17 protein-coding genes are annotated in these 17748 nt (G+C 41.9%); 15 read left to right on the forward strand and 2 right to left on the reverse strand.

From position 1 onward, the window contains the following. Position 1 precedes the first annotated feature (1 nt). The 12 genes from ACOAOT_RS07375 (at position 2) to ACOAOT_RS07430 (ending at position 12412) form a co-directional block, all read left to right on the forward strand. On the forward strand, positions 2-1735 hold the full coding sequence (locus ACOAOT_RS07375; protein ID WP_420216392.1) for an ABC transporter ATP-binding protein: 1734 nt from the start codon (positions 2-4) through the stop codon (positions 1733-1735). Next, positions 1735-3606: an ABC transporter ATP-binding protein gene (locus ACOAOT_RS07380; protein WP_420216393.1), complete on the forward strand. Its 1872-nt coding sequence runs from the start codon at positions 1735-1737 to the stop codon at positions 3604-3606. Before ACOAOT_RS07375 ends, ACOAOT_RS07380 begins: the two co-directional genes overlap by 1 nt. Positions 3607-4128: 522 nt before the next feature. Beyond that, on the forward strand, positions 4129-5451 hold the full coding sequence (gene rsxC, locus ACOAOT_RS07385; RefSeq protein ID WP_420216394.1) for an electron transport complex subunit RsxC: 1323 nt from the start codon (positions 4129-4131) through the stop codon (positions 5449-5451). Between the two features lie 11 nt (positions 5452-5462). Further along, positions 5463-6386 carry an RnfABCDGE type electron transport complex subunit D gene (locus ACOAOT_RS07390; protein ID WP_170821697.1) on the forward strand — a complete coding sequence of 308 codons (924 nt, stop codon included), beginning with the start codon at positions 5463-5465 and terminating at the stop codon, positions 6384-6386. A 1-nt stretch (position 6387) separates the two neighbouring features. Next, positions 6388-7002, forward strand: coding sequence for an RnfABCDGE type electron transport complex subunit G (locus ACOAOT_RS07395; protein ID WP_420216395.1), 615 nt, complete (start codon positions 6388-6390; stop codon positions 7000-7002). Positions 7003-7013: 11 nt separating this feature from the next. Continuing rightward, positions 7014-7808, forward strand: a complete 795-nt coding sequence (gene rsxE, locus ACOAOT_RS07400) for an electron transport complex subunit RsxE (protein WP_420216396.1) — start codon at positions 7014-7016, stop codon at positions 7806-7808. A gap of 12 nt (positions 7809-7820) precedes the next feature. Further along, positions 7821-8396: an electron transport complex subunit RsxA gene (rsxA, locus tag ACOAOT_RS07405; protein ID WP_170821694.1), complete on the forward strand. Its 576-nt coding sequence runs from the start codon at positions 7821-7823 to the stop codon at positions 8394-8396. 18 nt (positions 8397-8414) lie between these two features. Continuing rightward, entirely contained in the window at positions 8415-9203 is a 789-nt protein-coding gene (locus tag ACOAOT_RS07410) for an RnfABCDGE type electron transport complex subunit B (RefSeq protein ID WP_277407266.1), read from the forward strand. Positions 9204-9399: 196 nt separating this feature from the next. Further along, positions 9400-9738, forward strand: coding sequence for a cytochrome b5 domain-containing protein (locus ACOAOT_RS07415; protein ID WP_420216397.1), 339 nt, complete (start codon positions 9400-9402; stop codon positions 9736-9738). A 15-nt stretch (positions 9739-9753) separates the two neighbouring features. Further along, a complete protein-coding gene (locus ACOAOT_RS07420; protein WP_420216398.1) occupies positions 9754-10146 on the forward strand; it encodes a hypothetical protein in 393 nt (130 codons plus the stop codon). A gap of 259 nt (positions 10147-10405) precedes the next feature. Then, complete coding sequence (locus tag ACOAOT_RS07425) at positions 10406-11170, forward strand: C39 family peptidase (protein ID WP_420216399.1); 765 nt, start codon at positions 10406-10408, stop codon at positions 11168-11170. An 87-nt stretch (positions 11171-11257) separates the two neighbouring features. Continuing rightward, positions 11258-12412: a hypothetical protein gene (locus tag ACOAOT_RS07430; protein WP_420216400.1), complete on the forward strand. Its 1155-nt coding sequence runs from the start codon at positions 11258-11260 to the stop codon at positions 12410-12412. Between the two features lie 74 nt (positions 12413-12486). Here the strand turns inward: ACOAOT_RS07430 and uxaC are convergent, their stop codons facing one another. Then, on the reverse strand, positions 12487-13884 hold the full coding sequence (uxaC, locus tag ACOAOT_RS07435; RefSeq protein WP_420216401.1) for a glucuronate isomerase: 1398 nt from the start codon (positions 13882-13884) through the stop codon (positions 12487-12489). A 31-nt stretch (positions 13885-13915) separates the two neighbouring features. Further along, on the reverse strand, positions 13916-14917 hold the full coding sequence (locus ACOAOT_RS07440; protein ID WP_420216402.1) for a LacI family DNA-binding transcriptional regulator: 1002 nt from the start codon (positions 14915-14917) through the stop codon (positions 13916-13918). Between the two features lie 214 nt (positions 14918-15131). On the opposite strand from ACOAOT_RS07440, the gene ACOAOT_RS07445 reads away from it, so the two are divergent. The 3 genes from ACOAOT_RS07445 to ACOAOT_RS07455 all read left to right on the forward strand — a co-directional run bounded on the left by ACOAOT_RS07445 (position 15132) and on the right by ACOAOT_RS07455 (position 17721). After that, on the forward strand, positions 15132-15893 hold the full coding sequence (locus tag ACOAOT_RS07445) for an IclR family transcriptional regulator (RefSeq protein ID WP_420216403.1): 762 nt from the start codon (positions 15132-15134) through the stop codon (positions 15891-15893). A 111-nt stretch (positions 15894-16004) separates the two neighbouring features. Further along, positions 16005-16655 (forward strand): bifunctional 2-keto-4-hydroxyglutarate aldolase/2-keto-3-deoxy-6-phosphogluconate aldolase, encoded by a 651-nt coding sequence (locus ACOAOT_RS07450; RefSeq protein ID WP_104435835.1) that lies wholly within the window; start codon positions 16005-16007, stop codon positions 16653-16655. 34 nt (positions 16656-16689) lie between these two features. Next, positions 16690-17721, forward strand: coding sequence for a PfkB family carbohydrate kinase (locus ACOAOT_RS07455; protein WP_170821685.1), 1032 nt, complete (start codon positions 16690-16692; stop codon positions 17719-17721). The last annotated feature ends 27 nt before the right edge of the window (positions 17722-17748 follow it).

The following is a 17748-nucleotide window of genomic DNA, read 5'->3' on the forward strand; positions in this document are numbered from 1 at the left end:
CTTGAAACGATACTGGAAATATATAAGACCCTATCTGGGTGCCTTTATTCTGGCTCCTGTTCTGATGCTCACGGAAGTGTTCGGCGAGATATTACTGCCCAGGCTGACTTCCCTGATTATCAATAACGGAGTGCTGGTAAGAGATGAAACATACATTGTAAAAATGGGAATTATCATGGTTCTCATTGCTGTAGTCATGGCAATCGGTGGAATCGGAGCCGCTTATTTTTCGGCAAAGGCTTCCATCAGCTTCAGCACTGATTTAAGAAAAGATGTTTTTCATAAGGTTCAGGAATTTTCTTTTAAAAATATTGATGATTTCAGTACCGGATCACTGGTAACCAGGCTGACCAATGATATTCAGCAGATTCAAAACGTAGTGATGTTAACCCTTCGTATGATGTTTCGGGCTCCCGGTATGCTGATTGGCGGGTTGATCATGGCATATTTAATGAACAGGCAGCTGGTCAGCATTCTTCTTGTGGTGATTCCCGTGCTGATTATTATAATCGCCATTATACTGATCATTGCATTTCCCCGGTTCGAGGTTATGCAAAAGAAGATCGACCGTCTAAACTCCGGCGTACAGGAGGCATTAACCAATGTCAGGGTAATAAAATCCTTTGTCAGGGAAAGCTATGAGGAAGAAAAGTTTCAGGCTACCAACCGGGACTTAAAAGAAGGCAGCTTAAATGCCATGAAGGTAGTGATCACTTCCATGCCCTTAATGATGCTGATGATGAACATCACCACCATCGCGGTCGTGTGGTATGGAGGAAATTTAATTATTGCAGGTAAAATGCCAGTGGGAGATTTAACTGCATTTACCATATACATTGTTCAGATTCTTATGTCTCTGATGATGCTTTCCATGGTATTTTTACAGGCCTCCCGTGCCATGGCCTCTTTAAAGAGAGTAAAAGAGGTTTTAGATACGGAAATTGACTTAACAGATGAACATGCTTCACAAAAATCCGCACAGATTACTGCTGGAAAAGTGGAGTTTCGCAATGTCTGCTTCCAATATGCCAAGGATGATCTTGTTCTGGATCACATCAATTTCACTGCAAATCCCGGTGAGACCATTGGTATTATCGGTGCGACCGGAAGCGGAAAGACATCCCTGGTTCAGCTCATCCCCCGCCTTTACGATGCAGGGGAAGGCGAAGTGCTGGTAGACGGGATTAATGTAAAAGATTATTCCATCCGGCATTTAAGAGAAAACGTAGGTATGGTGCTTCAGAAAAATGTTCTCTTTTCCGGAACCATTGAAGAAAATTTACGATGGGGAAATGAAACGGCTGATCTGGATGAAATAGTCCTGATGTCAGAAAGCGCTCAGGCTCATGGATTTATCTCCAGTTTCAAAGACGGGTATGATACTGATTTGGGCCAGGGCGGCTCCAATGTCTCAGGAGGACAAAAACAAAGACTGTGTATTGCCAGAACCCTTTTAAAGAAGCCTAAAATTCTCATTCTTGATGACAGCACCTCTGCAGTGGATACAGCAACTGAAGCAAGGATCAGGCAGAGCTTTACAACCACACTGAAAGATACCACAAAATTTATTATTGCCCAGAGAATCGGGTCAGTGGAAAATGCGGATAAAATAATCGTTCTTGACGAAGGGAAAATTGCAGGGATTGGAACTCATCAGGAGCTGATGGAATCCTGTGAGGCTTATCAGGAGATTTATTATTCACAAAAAGACCGGGAAAAGGAGGCAGGTGCATAATGGAAGAACAAAAGAAGATAGAAAGCTTAAAAAGGCGTTACGGCCGGTCTGCCTCAACTCAAAAAGGCGGGAGAGGTATGGGAGGCCCCGGGCATGGAAGACCCATGAAAAAAGGCACTCCCAAGAATGCCAATGCTACTGCCAGACGTCTCCTGTCTTATTTAAGAGAATACAGACCCCAGATGGTAATTGCATTCGTGTGTGTAGTGATAGGAACTCTTTCTAATTTAGGCGGTTCCTATATGCTGCGGCCTATTATGAATCAGTTTATTGCACCCATAGATGGAAGCAGGGGAGATGTGGCAGGTCTTGCAAAAGGGCTTGCAGTTATGGCGGGAGTTTTTCTGGTGGGAGTAGCGGCCAACTATGCCCAGTCAAGAATCATGATATCGGTTGCCCAGAACGCCCTTCAAAAAATAAGAGATGATTTATTTAAAAAGATGCAGACCCTTCCGGTACGGTTTTATGATACCAACAATACCGGAGACTTAATGAGCCGTTTCAGCAATGATGTGGATACCATCGGTCAGATGTTAAGCAATACCTTAATCCAGCTCTTCTCAGGAGCATTAAGTATTGTGGGAACGCTGTTTCTTATGATCTATACCAATATCTGGCTGACACTGGTGACACTTGTTCTGATACCGGTTATGATAAAGGCAGCAGGAATGATTGGTGGGAGAAGTCAGAAGTATTTCAGCGCCCAGCAAAGCTCTCTGGGTGCAGTGAATGGATATATTGAAGAGACAATCAGCGGACAGAAAGTGGTAAAAGTATTCTGCCATGAAAATGAGGCAGAAGAGGAGTTTGGAATTCTCAATGATGATCTGAAGAATAACATGATAAAAGCCCAGTTTTTCGGCGGCGTCATGATGCCGATCATGTTTAACCTAAGTCAGTTAAATTATATTTTAACAGCCTGTATCGGCGCACTTTTATGTGTAATAAAAGGCTTTGACGTTGGCGGACTGACAGTATTTTTGAATTTTTCCAGACAGTTCAGCCGGCCGATTAATGAAATTTCCATGCAGATCAGCAATGTTTTTTCTGCTCTTGCAGGAGCAGAGCGGGTATTTGCAATTATGGATGAAAGTCCGGAGCCTGCAGACGGGGAAGATGCAAAAGTGCTGGATCCAATGAATGGTTTTGTGGAATTAAAGAACGTGACCTTTGGCTATAATGCGGATAAAGTTATTTTAAAAGATATCAGCCTTTATGCAAAGCCAGGCCAGAAGATAGCCTTTGTAGGTTCAACCGGAGCTGGTAAAACAACAATTACCAATTTGTTAAACCGTTTTTACGATATACAGGGCGGAGAAATTAACATTGACGGAGTGAATATCACAAATATAAAAAGAGAAAATCTTCGGGAAAACATCGCCATGGTGCTCCAGGATACCCATTTGTTTACAGGAACCGTAATGGAGAATATTCGTTATGGAAGACTGGATGCCACAGATGAAGAAGTGATCGAGGCGGCAAAAACAGCGTCTGCCTATTCCTTTATCATGAGACTGCATGACGGATTTCAAACGGTTTTAGAAGGAGATGGAGCAAATTTAAGCCAGGGTCAGAGACAGCTTCTTAACATAGCAAGAGCAGCTATTTCCAAAGCCCCCATTTTAATACTTGACGAGGCAACAAGTTCCGTAGATACAAGAACAGAAAAGCATATTGAACGGGGGATGGATCGCCTTATGGCCAACCGGACTACCTTTGTTATCGCTCACCGGCTGTCCACAGTCAGAAATGCCAATGCCATTATGGTACTGGAAAATGGTGAGATCATCGAACGGGGGGATCACGAGGAACTTTTAAATCATAAAGGACGATATTATCAACTTTACACCGGAGCAGCAGAACTGGATTAATCCATGGTTTTTAACCGTTAATTCAGTGAGGGAGCATTGGGCAAAACTATGAATGGAAAGGGATTTCTGCTCATGGCAAGCCGGATGCTCCTGTTTTGTTATTATTTTTTTTAATAAATAAATGGGTTCATTAATGAAAAATATTTATTAATAATAAAGAGAATTTTTAAACAAAAAGAAAAAATTAACAAAAATTTAACAAGGTTAAATGTATAAAAATAAAAACAATAATTAAAAAAACTGATTATTTTGTTTTTTTATGTATACATGAAGAAATGATTGTTTTTTTTGGAAAACAAAGGCATTGGTTACAAAGTTTGATTGTTTAACATTTAACAATGAATTGTAACTTAAGGCAGGTCATTCCTCCCACCAATGGTAAGAATTACAATCGGAACACAGTATACAATATGTAATTTCGGATTGTTTCGGCCTACAGATTGTGTTATACTTACTCCGGTGACAAAGTGAGAAGATTTTGTCGGGAGAGATAAAGAATTGTAGAGAAAGAGGGTTAGTCTAATGGGTTTGGCTACATTTAAAGGCGGCATTCACACCTATGAAGGAAAAGAATTGTCGGAAAATAAACCTGTGCAGGTACTGCAGCCAAAAGGCGAGATGGTGTTCCCGCTATCCCAGCATATCGGTGCTCCTGCGAAGCCTCTGGTGGCAGCAGGTGATCAGGTATTAGTTGGTCAGAAGATCGGAGAAGCAGGCGGTTTTATTTCTGCCTGTGTGATCAGTTCTGTTTCAGGAACAGTAAAAACCATTGAACCAAGAATGGTTGCCAACGGCTCCATGGTAATGTCAATCATTGTTGAGAATGATGGCAAATATCAGGAGGCGGAAGGTTTTGGAAAACAGCGGGATCCCAAATCCCTGTCAAAAGAGGAAATACGTGATATCGTAAAGGAAGCCGGCATTGTAGGACTTGGCGGTGCAGGATTTCCCACACATGTAAAGCTTACACCAAAGGATGAGACAAAGATTGATACGATTATCGTAAACGGAGCAGAATGCGAACCGTATCTGACTTCCGATTATCGGATGATGCTGGAAGAGCCGGAAAGTATTATTAAAGGTCTGAATATCATTCTTCAGCTGTTTGATAATGCAAAAGGTGTAATCGGAATCGAAGACAATAAACCAGAGGCAATAAAAGTGATGACGGAGCTTGTAAAAGATGAGCCAAGAATCACGGTTTGCCCCTTAAAGACAAAATATCCACAGGGTGGAGAGCGCGCGCTGATCTATGCGGTAACAGGAAGAAAGATTAACTCTTCCATGCTTCCGGCTGATGCAGGCTGCATCGTGGATAACGTAGATACGGTTATATCCATTTACAATGCAGTTGCAAATTCCACTCCTTTAATCAGAAGAATTGTAACAGTTACCGGCGATGCCATTGCAAACCCACAGAACTATAATGTGAGAACAGGAACAAATTATGCCGAGCTGTTAGAGGCTTCCGGCGGATTTAAAACAGAACCGGAGAAAGTAATTTCCGGAGGACCGATGATGGGGCAGGCGTTGTTTAACATGAATATTCCTGTTACCAAAACCTCCTCTGCGCTTACCTGCATGTCAAAGGATGAGGTTGCACTGAGTGCACCTACTGCCTGCATCCGTTGCGGCAGATGTGTCAATGTATGTCCAAGCCGCGTGGTTCCCCAGATGATGATGCAGGCAGCTATGAGATCTGACATAGATACATTTGTAAAATTAGATGGTATGGAATGCTGCGAATGCGGCTGCTGTGCATATGCCTGTCCGGCGAAACTGCCATTAACCCAGGCGTTTAAAGAGATGCGCAAAACAGTTATCGCAAGCAGAAAAAAAGCGTAGGAGAGTGAAGTATGAGTAAATTATTAAACGTATCATCATCACCTCATGTCAGGGACCAGGTAACATCACAGAATCTTATGCTGGATGTTGCAATTGCCATGATCCCGGCTACTGCGTATGGTGTATATCAGTTTGGAGTAAAAGCTGCACTGGTGTTACTTGTCAGCATTTTATCCTGTGTATTAAGTGAATATGTTTTTGAAACCCTTATGGGGAAACCAGTAACTGTCAGTGACGGCAGTGCACTTGTAACCGGAATGATTCTTGGACTTAACATGCCTCCGGCAATTCCGTTATGGATGCCATTTTTAGGCGGTGTGTTCGCGATCATTGTTGTAAAACAGCTTTACGGCGGTCTGGGACAGAACTTTATGAACCCTGCACTTGCGGCAAGATGTTTTCTTCTGATCTCTTTTGCAGGTCCTATGACCACGTTTACATACAATGACGCGGTTGTAAGTCCTACTCCTCTTGCAGCGTTTAAAGCTGGTCAGTCAGTTGATGTGGCTGCAATGTTTATCGGAAAAATTCCTGGAACAATTGGAGAAGTTTCCGTTATCGCCCTTCTGATTGGTGCGGCGTATTTAATCGCAAGAAAAGTAATATCAATCCGTATTCCGGCTGCCTATTTAATTACATTTTCTCTGTTTGTATTTGTGTTTGGACAGCATGACCTGATGTACGTCCTGACTCACTTATGCGGCGGCGGTATCATATTTGGTGCATTCTTTATGGCAACCGATTATGTAACAAGTCCTGTTACAATAAAAGGGCAGATCTATTTTGGAATTCTGTTGGGTGTGCTTACCGGTCTGTTCCGTCTTTTCGGAGGTTCTGCAGAGGGAGTTTCTTATGCAATCATCATCAGCAATATTCTGGTTCCGCTGATTGAGAAGATTTCACTTCCAAAAGCATTTGGAAAGGAGGGCAAATAAGATGAAGAGTGGCGGATATATGAAAGACGCGTTGATTTTATTTGTCATTACTCTGGTTTCCGGTTTCCTGTTAGGCGGTGCTTATCAGATTACGAAAGCTCCCATTGAAAAAGCAACTCTTGCTGCAAATATTGAGGCATATAAGGCAGTATTTCCGGAAGCAGCTGATTTTAAGTCTGATGATAAGATGAAGGCAGCCATTGAAACCTGCAATACAGATCTTACCACACAGAACTTTGGTAAAGTTGGTGTGAACAATGCGCTTCAGGCGGTAGATGGAAGCGGAACACTGCTTGGTTATGTTATCACGTCCCATTCTGATGACAGCTATGGCGGTACAATCGAACTGTCTGTAGGAATTAAAGCCGATGGAAGCATAAGCGGTATTGAATTTCTTGCAATCAGCGATACTCCAGGTTTAGGTCTTAAGGCCAAAGAACCGGCATTTAAAGATCAGTACAATGGAAAGAGTGCGGAGTCACTTACGGTTACCAAATCAGGTAATGCAGGCGATGCTGAAATCAACGCCATCAGCGGTGCTACCATTACATCAAGCGCTACTACCAATGCGGTTAATGCAGCATTGTATTATGTGCATCACTATATGAATCAGTAGGAGGTGGGAAGATGAACAACAAATGTACAGAACGTTTATTTAACGGTATCGTAAAAGAGAACCCGACCTTCGTGCTGATGCTCGGTATGTGTCCGACTCTGGCTGTTACCACATCTGCAGTAAACGGAGCAGGTATGGGACTTTCCACAACTGTGGTACTGTTATTTTCTAATATGATTATTTCTGCTATGCGTAAGATTATTCCGGATCGTGTCAGAATTCCGGCTTACATTGTTATTGTAGCAACTCTCGTTACCATCGTGCAGCTGCTTTTACAGGCTTATGTGCCCAGTCTATATTCGGCTCTTGGAATTTACATTCCGCTGATCGTAGTTAACTGTATTATTTTAGGTCGTGCGGAATCCTATGCTTCCAAGAACGGGGTGGCAGAATCCACCTTTGACGGAATTGGTATGGGACTTGGTTTCACGGTAGCCTTAACCTGTATCGGTCTTGTTCGTGAGATCCTGGGTTCCGGTGCCGTATTCGGACACACCATCATTCCGGAGAATTACCACATAGCTATTTTTGTTCTGGCTCCTGGTGCATTCTTTGTGCTTTCTATTTTAACTGCTCTGCAGAATAAATTTAAAGCTCCATCTGCAACCAACGGCTCTGTTCCACAGTCTAAGTTAGCCTGTGGAGGCAACTGTATGTCCTGTACCGGTTCTTCCTGTATGTCAAACCATGAAGTTTTAGAGACCAGAAAAAGACAGGCAGAGGAAGAAGCTCTTGCAGCGAAAAAAGCAGAAGTGGCCAGAAAAGAAGCAGAATTAAAAACTGCAACTTCCAAGAAAGACGAATAGGAGAGTGGATCGATGAAAGAATTATTATTAATTGCCATTGGCTCCGCACTGGTTAACAACGTAGTGCTCAGTCAGTTCCTCGGCCTTTGTCCGTTCCTTGGAGTTTCCAAAAATGTGAAAACTTCTGCCGGCATGGGCGCGGCTGTTATCTTTGTAATTACCATTGCATCATTTGTTACCAGCTTAATTTACAAGAGTGTATTAGTAGGTCTTCATCTGGAATTTTTACAGACCATCGTATTTATTCTTGTAATTGCAGCTCTGGTACAGTTTGTAGAAATGTTTTTAAAGAAATCCATGCCTGCTCTTTATGAGGCACTTGGTGTGTATCTGCCCCTGATTACAACAAACTGTGCTGTTTTAGGTGTAGCATTGACCAATGTTCAAAAGGACTATAACATTCTGGAGAGCGTTGTAAACGGTGTGGGTATTTCCGTTGGTTTCACCATTGCCATTATTATGCTGGCTGGTGTCCGTGAAAGAATCGAATATAATGACGTTCCTCATTCCTTTAAGGGATCACCAATTGTTCTGATTACCTCTGGCCTGATGGCAATTGCATTTTTCGGATTTTCCGGATTAATTTAAGGGAGGAGACGAAAGAATATGATAACAGGAATTATTTTTGCGGCGGCCGTTGTTGGCATTATCGGTATTCTGATTGGAGTATTCCTCGGCATTGCAAGTGAGAAATTTAAAGTTGAGGTCGACGAGAAGGAGATCATGGTCAGAAATGAGCTGCCAGGCAACAACTGTGGCGGCTGCGGTTATGCAGGATGTGATGCTCTTGCAAAAGCCATTGCTGCAGGTCAGGCTGATGTAGGTGCCTGCCCGGTTGGAGGTGCTTCCGTAACAGAAAAGATCAGTGAAATCATGGGAGTAGCTGCAGGTTCCGCTGAGAAGAAGGTCGCTTTTGTTAAGTGCAAAGGCAGCTGTGATAAAACAAAAGTTCAGTATAATTATTATGGTATTGATGACTGCCGTAAGATTTCAGTCGTACCTGGATCTGGTGAGAAGTCATGTGTTTATGGCTGTATGGGATACGGATCCTGTGTGAAAGCATGTGAATTTGATGCCATCCATGTTGTTGACGGTATTGCGGTAGTTGATAAGGAGAAGTGCGTTGCCTGTGGCAAATGTGTGGCTTCCTGTCCCAATGCATTAATTGATATGGTTCCATATAAAGCAGAGTATTTAGTTCAGTGTAACTCCCATGATAAGGGAAAAGATGTAAAGGCTAAATGCGATGTGGGCTGTATTGGATGTACCATGTGTATCAAACAGTGTGAATTTGATGCCATTCATATGGACAATAATGTTGCAATCATTGATTATGACAAATGCACCAATTGCGGTAAATGTGCCGCCAAGTGCCCGGTTAAGGTAATTATATAAAAAGCTATCGGTATAAAGTGCTGTAATACAGGCTTGTTTCATAACAGTCTTGTGTTACAGCATTTTTTTTGTTAATTTCTTGGCAATTTAACAGAAAATGTAAAAAAAATAATTTATAATTTAGATTAATTCTTGATAAAAAACAAATATACTGATATAATAGCAAATACAAAAAAGACACAAAGGAGATGGTTCTATGAAAAAAAACATGATAATTTATGTTCTTTCATTCATGATTATATTCCTGCTTGCGGGCTGTGCCGGTTCAAAAGTTCAGGACAATACCACTGGATCTTCAGAAAAACTGGAGCTTACATTGGATGAACTTTCAAAATATAATGGCAAAGACGGAAATCCTGCTTATATCGCGGTTGACGGCGTGATCTATGATGTTACAGAAAGCAAGATGTGGAAGGATGGAGAACACAACGGCTATACGGCAGGTAAGGATCTGACAGAAGAGATTAAGAAAGTATCTCCTCACGGAACTTCTGTTTTAAAGAAGATGAAAGAAGTAGGAAAAATAGTGGAATAAACCGGAGGCGATCATATGTATGAAGTGTTAGGTATTACAAGCGCAGTTTTGTTCGGAATTGTTATGATGCCGTTTTTGCTGAGGCATATAAACCGGATATTCTACAAAGGGAAAAATCGTATGATTACCAGTTGGAGAATGAGGTTTAGAAAGATTCATAAACCTGCCGGGTTTGGTCTGGCAGTGATTTCCCTGATTCATGGGTACCTGGCGCTTGGTTCAATCAGGCTTCATACAGGTACGCTTGCGTATATAGTCAGTATTACAGCAGTAATTCTTGGAGTACTTTTTTCCATTAAGAAGAAAGCAGTATTCCTGGTCTGGCACAGAAGAGCAGCGTTACTGGCGATTCTTTTTATCGCTTTGCATCTACTGGCACCAGGAGCGCTTTATTACATTGGTTTATGAACAAGGCCCGCATAGGTAGAATAAGAATCTTACCTATGTGGGTCTGTTTTATTTGATGAAGCATATAACCAGTATTTTTTACATATAAACTTCTATTTTCAACAAGGTTGCGTTTTTTGTAGAATTTTGTTGTATATTGGAATAACAGACCTGGGGGGAGGTGAGTACCATTTTGCACTAAGTAATAAAGCAGGTCGCCGGATACCCGGTAATTAAAATCAAAAGAATCTGGTAACAAAGAAAATGGAGGGTAACTATTATGAAAAAGCTACTATTAATGTTTCTGACTTTGACCATGGCGTTGTCAGCCAACAGCATCTCCTTTGCAGCTCAAGAGGATTCCGCGAAAGAATTTATAGAAGCGAAAACAGTATCTGTAAGAGGTGAGAGCAGCACTGTAAGCGGGGATTCTCTGAAAGCTCCCCAAGGAGCCCGATCTGCAAGACCACAGGATAAATCAGGCGTTAAGAAGGATGATTTACTGAACCAAAGCCTTTCACGCCAGGCAGCCACTTCCTGGAAGTACTTAAACGGATATACCGTATACAGTCAGATCACAAACTACAATTGCGGCCCGGCAACTGTACAGGCAGCATTAAATTATCTCGGCGTTGCCCGCAATCAGTCGGATATTGCCAGAGGATGCAGGACTACCACCAATGGCTCTTACCTAGCTGATATGATAACTTATATAAACGGGCAGCAGACAAGAAACAGATACGTGGGAAGATACAATGAATCCTCATCTGAGATGTGCAGACTTTTATACAATGGTGTTTCCACATCAAAAGCGGCTCCCATTATTGGATTGACCTTTTCAACCAGCGACGGCTGGCTCTATTCAACAAACGGTCATTTCATGTCAGTGTATGGAGCAAAAAGTGATAAGTCCGCATTTGCCCTGGGCGATCCATGGATTGGATATTCTGGCTCGGGATTGGACGGAGAATCATGGACATACACGAAGTCAGCCTCTACTTTATATAAAGCATACAGCCGGGTAAATATTGGATTTATGTATTAAGTTTACACAATGTCAGATTTCTTAAAAGACTGAGGGGATATTTTCCCTTTGGTCTTTTTAAGGCACTAAGAGGGAGTTCCTGAATATATGAATAAGAAAATCAAAGGTTTTATCCTGCTGCTGACCATGGTATGCATCCTATTCCTTTCCGGATGTCATATTCGGCCCAATCATGAAAATACCGGCGAATCCATATCAAATTCCACATCAAATGAAGTCCAGGCATACAACGTGACCTTTGATGATTCTGCTTTGAGAACCTATATTGAAATTTATGAGACCAAATTATTATATATGGAGATGAGCCAGTCAGATGCCACTTTTTATATTTATAATTTTAAGAATGGAAGTAACCAGAAGATTTTAACGGTAGATAATTTTGCTCTAAAAGGGATGAGCAATGCATTGATCAATGACACGCTCTATTTCTATTTAAGTCTTTATAATGGATCTGATCTGGAGAATGACTTATATGCTGTAAATTTCTCGGAAGATAAAATGTATAAAGTATCTAAAAATATGTATTCCCAGAAGCTTATACCATTAACAGTCTTAGACGGAAACCTGATATCTCTTCAAGGTGATAAAACAGAAAATAAGGCCTTTAATTCTTTTGTGGAAACACTGAACCGTAATCAGAATATGGAACGGGTTGAACTGGATTCAAAAGCTGGTGCCCAGATTTCAAGTGAAGCAAACTCACCCCGTCAAATTATATATATCACCAGTGATGGGAGTTATTTATATGCCATAGAAAAAAGCAGGTCCGGTTCCAGTTTGAATTGCTTTATTACCAAATATGATTCTGATTTTAAGTTTATAAGTGAAAGCAATATAACCGATCTGCTAAAAAAGTATGAATTAGCCAGTGGGATAGGCTCATTTAGCGTATTCAATCACTATTTTACTATTACGGATTATTCCAGTAATACCATTGTTAGTGATTTTGATAAAGGAGATAATCAGGCTCTTTTATATGAAACTGACGTTGAGTATGTTCGTGATTATTCAGGGCTTTCTACTAATAAATACTTATATAAAAGAAATACGAACCAGATTTACAGAATGGATACAGGCACTGGGAAAATTGAGCTTCAAAATTTTGATTTAGAAAACGAATCATCAAATATACGTGTCATGCTGTCTTATGGGGATAATCTCTTAATTGTCAAACAGCCGGATTCCGAGCATAATGGTAGTGAAACGGTATATTTGATTCCCCAAAATGACCATAAATCGTGAAGTGAAAAGAAAAGATGCCGTCAAGCAGCTGAAATCAGCTATGCTTTACGGCACCCTGTCTTTATTCTGATAATTTAGAATCCAAAATAGTTCATTGCATTGTTATAAGAGATGCCTTCGATAATTTCTTTTAAAGCTTTCTGATCATCCGGATATTCTCCGTTATCTACCCAGCCGCCTACCAGTTCACAAAGAATTCTGCGGAAATATTCGTGTCTGGTATAAGATAAGAAGCTTCTGGAGTCGGTAAGCATTCCGATAAAGTTTCCAAGGCATCCTAAGTTGGCAAGAGAAGTCATCTGGTCTGTCATGCCGGTCTTGTGATCATTAAACCACCAGGCAGAACCCTGCTGAATCTTTCCTGGGTACTGACTCTGGAAGCAGCCAAGGATTGTTCCGATGGAAGCGTTATCATTGGGGTTTAAGGAATAGATGATAGTTTTTGGAATCTCATCAGTAGCGCTTAAGGCGTTAAGATAATCAGCCATCTGTGCGGAAGGAGCGTAGTTGTTAATACAGTCAAATCCGGTATCTGGTCCTAACTGCTCAAACATAAACGCATTGTTATCTCTCTTGCAGCCGTAATGAAGCTGCATGATCCATCCCATACGATTGTATTCCTTTGCTGCAAATATCATAAATGCAGTTTTGTATTTCAGTTCTTCTTCTTTCGTAACAGCTTTTCCGGAAACGCTCTTTGCGAAGATAGCATCAAGCTCTGCATCATCTGCAGGCACATACATTACGTACTCAAGGGCATGGTCGGAAACGCAGCAGCCCTGGCTTGTAAAGAATTCCATACGGTTCTTTAAAGCAGCCTTTAAAGAAGTGAAGTCTTTGATTTCCAAGCCGCTTGCTGCGGACAGTTTTGCAATATAAGCTGCGAAATCAGGCTTTTCCACATTCATGGCTTTGTCCGGTCTCCATGCTGGAAGAACCTTTACCTCAAATGAAGAATCAGCAGCAATTTTCTGGTGCCATTCCAGTGTATCAGCAGGATCATCAGTAGTACAGATTAAGGTTACATTGGACTGTCTGATTAAATTACGCACACTCATGGAATCCTGATGAAGCTTTTCGTTGCATAAATTCCAGACTTCTTCTGCTGTATCTCCGTTTAAGTAGCCTGTGTAACCAAAATATCTCTGAAGTTCCAAATGGCTCCAGTGATAAAGAGGGTTTCCAATGAGCTTTGGCATGGTTTCTGCCCATTTCTGGAATTTTTCTCTGTCAGTGGCATCTCCTGTAATGTATTTTTCCTCTACACCGTTGGAACGCATCTGACGCCATTTATAATGATCGCCGCCCAGCCATACCTGTGTAATGGTATCAAATTTGCGGTCTTCATAGATTTCCTGTGGATTGATGTGGCAGTGATAGTCTACGATAGGCATCTTTGCCGCATAATTGTGATAAAGATCTTTTGCAGACTGGGTAGACAGTAAAAAGTCCTTGTCCATAAACTGTTTCATGTTGGTGAGTCCTCCTTAAAAATATATGTGATTAGAAATTAGTAGTACCTCGCTTTATCAGCTCTGGAGTAATGGTGGTCTTTGCAGGCACATTGCCTCCTTCCAGCACCTTCATCAAAGTATTGACGGTAGTGGTGCAGAGAGCTTCAACCTTGTTGTCCACGGAAGTGATTTCGGGCGTTGTACAACGGGACAATATGGAATTATTGTATCCGATGATGCTTAAGCCCTCAGGGATGGAAATTCCGGTCTGATTCGCATATTTTACCGCACCAACGGCCAAAATATCCTCAGCAGCTAAAATGGAATCAAATTTTAAGCCGGAATCAGACAGTTCCTTAAGCTGTTCCATGGCAAGATCCGGATCTTTGGAGCAAAGAACCATAAGTTCGTCCCGAACCGGTAAGCTGGCAGCAGCAGTGGCCTGACGATATCCGGAGAGTTTCTGTAAATTGCTGTATGAAGTACCGGAATAAAGATACAGCAGAGCCGACCGGCCTGATTTATAAAGTTTTGTAGCAGCAGAATAGACAGCAGCCTGATCGTCACAGACTGTGCTGTAAATCTGTCCGCCCTCCAGACAGCCATTGACCAGCATAATGGGGATGTCTTTTGCAGCTTCCAAAAGATAGGCATTGTCCTTTTCTCTGGCTTCCACGTAATGGGAGCCGGCAAGGATTATGGCATCCACGCGCTTGGAACGAAGCAGTTCCAGATACTTCTTTTTGGTTTCGGGAAGATAGCCGCTGCAGCATAAGATGGAATCATATCCGCTGCTTCTCAGTTGCTTTTCCAGAAAATAGACAGCTTCTGCAAGCCATGGGTCAGAGGAATCCGCACACATGATTCCAATGGTCTTCATGGTGTTAAGCCCCAGACTTCTGGCGAACACATTCGGTGTATAACCAAGCTCGTCCATGACAGCGAGAACCCGCTTTCTGGTCTTCTCACTGACATTGGGATTCCCGTTAATCACGCGGGAAACGGTGGCGATTGAAACATGAGCATGTTCGGAAACATCATAAATATTCAAAAGCATCCCTCCGTAATTGTAAGTATTTACATTCCTAAGTTATTATACATAATTATGATATATATTACAATCCCTCATTTATTAATTTTGCAAAATAATCCATAAAATCAGTATAATCCTGTAAACACTTACAAATACTTCGTATATGCGAAAATAATCTTGCTTTTTTGTAGATCCCGGGAGTATACTAGAGCCTAGAAACGGAGGCTATACCATGAAACTTAACAGAACCACACAACGTACAGTAGAAATCCTGAAGCTTATTTCGAAAACACCGGAAGGCGCAACGTTAGATGATATCTGTCAGAAACTGGACTTACCTAAGACCAGTGCCTATGATATTGTCACCACTCTGGGAGAGATGGGCATGGTCAATGTGACACGGGGGCAGAAGCAGAATTATACCATTGGCTTAATGGCATACAGAATCGGGGTTAATTATACCAATAATCTGAATTTCATCGGAATTATTGAACCGGTACTGAAGGCATTTTCCAAAGAAGTAGGAAAAACCGTTTTCTTTGGAATTCCGTCGGATCATCATGTTGTATACATATGTAAGTTCGAACCGGAGAATCCTATCATTACAACCGCTACGGTGGGATCAAAAAATCCTATGTACTGCACTTCCCTTGGGAAGGTGATTCTTGCATACAGCGACGAGGAAAGCAGAGATCAGATTATCAGCCGTATCCGATTTACCCGGTATACAGAACGAACCATTGCAAACAGAGAAGGTCTCCTTGCTGAACTGGAACAGGTCAGAGAAAGAGGATACGCCTTTGATGCAAGAGAGATGGAAGAGCATATGCAGTGCGTGGGAGCACCGGTTTTTGACCGGGATGGCAACGTACTGGGAGCGATCAGCATATCCAGCTTATATAAGCCGGCAGAAGATTATGAGGCTCTTGGAACGCTGGTTTCCAGAAAGGGTATGGAGGTTTCCAGGTTATTAGGCTTTCTTGGAAAAATATGAGGAATACTTATTGACAAAATGCCTGGAAGCGATTAATATTTCAAGTATAAGAATCGTAAATATGAAATTAATTCGTATATGCGAATTCAAAAAAAGGAGAGAAGAACAATCATGAAAAAAGAACAAGTTTTATCAAAGATGAAAAAAGACTGTCTGGTTGCTGTTGTTCGTGCAAAAAGCCTGGAGCAGGGCGAGAAAGTCGTTGATGCAATCATTGCAGGCGGAATCAATTTTATTGAAATCACTATGACTATGGATGAAGGAAACCCAATTGAATTCATCGCTAAAATGTCTGAAAAATATAGCACTAATGAAGATGTTGTAATCGGTGCAGGTACAGTACTTGATCCTGAAACTGCAAGAGCAGCAATCCTTGCAGGAGCAAACTATGTGGTAAGCCCAGGCTTAAACGTAGAGACAATCAAGCTTTGCAACCGTTACAGAGTACCGATGCTCCCAGGTGTTATGACACCAACCGAAGCTATCACTGCACTGGAATGCGGCTGTGACATCATCAAGATCTTCCCAGGCAACATCATGGGACCAGCAGCTATCAGCTCCTTTAAAGGACCCCTTCCTCAGGGTGATTTCATGCCATCCGGCGGTGTTGACGTTGATAACGTTGATAAGTGGATCAAGGCAGGTGCATATGCAGTTGGTACAGGCAGCAGCCTGACAAAGGGCGCTAACACAGGCGATTTTGCAGCAGTTACAGCAAAAGCAAAAGAATTTGTTGAAGCAGTAGCAGCAGCTCGCAAATAATAGAAAACAACTTGAGAATTAAGGAGAATACAAAATGGCAAAGATCGTAACCATGGGCGAGATCATGTTAAGATTATCTACCCCGAACAATGAAAAGTTTATTCAGGCAGATGAGTTTGATGTAAATTACGGCGGCGGCGAAGCAAACGTAGCTGTTTCTCTTGCAAATTACGGACATGAAGCAGAATTCGTTTCTGCAGTTCCGAAGAATCCAATCGGTGATTGCGCAGTTGCAGCATTAAGAAAATACAATGTTGGAACAAAGCACATTGCAAAGACTGGTGAAAGACTTGGTATCTACTTCTTAGAGACAGGCTCTGCTATGAGAGCTTCCACTGTTGTATATGACAGAGCACATTCCTCTATCTCAACTGCAACAGCAGCAGACTTCAACTTCGATGAGATCTTCGAAGGCGCAGACTGGTTCCACTTTACAGGAATCACTCCTGCTGTCAGCGACAGCGCAGCTGAACTGACTGAGGCAGCTTTAAAGGCAGCTAAGGCTCATGGCGTAACTGTATCCGTTGACTTAAACTTCCGTAAGAAATTATGGTCTTCTGAGAAAGCTCAGAAGGTTATGACTAACTTAATGCAGTATGTTGACGTATGTATCGGTAACGAAGAAGATGCAGAGAAAGTACTTGGCTTCAAGCCAGGCAACACTGATGTTACTTCCGGAGAACTGGAATTACAGGGATATGTTGATATCTTCAATCAGATGGTTGACAAGTTCAACTTCAAATATGTAATCAGCTCTTTACGTGAAAGCCATTCCGCTTCTGATAACGGCTGGTCTGCATGTATTATGGATGGAGCTACCCGTGAATTCTATCACTCCAGAAAGTATCATATCACACCAATCGTAGACCGTGTAGGCGGCGGAGATTCCTTCGCAGCAGGCGTGATCTGCGGTATGGCTGATAAGAAAGATTTCAAGGCTGCTCTGGAATATGCAGTAGCTGCTTCCGCATTAAAGCACACCATTCCTGGCGACTTTAACCTTGTATCCAGAGAAGATGTTGACAGCCTTGCTGGCGGTGACGGATCAGGACGTGTTCAGAGATAATCAGACAGATACATTGGGGGTCATTAT

This window comes from Lacrimispora struthionigena, from assembly GCF_048627165.1.
Lineage (GTDB): Bacteria > Bacillota > Clostridia > Lachnospirales > Lachnospiraceae > Lacrimispora.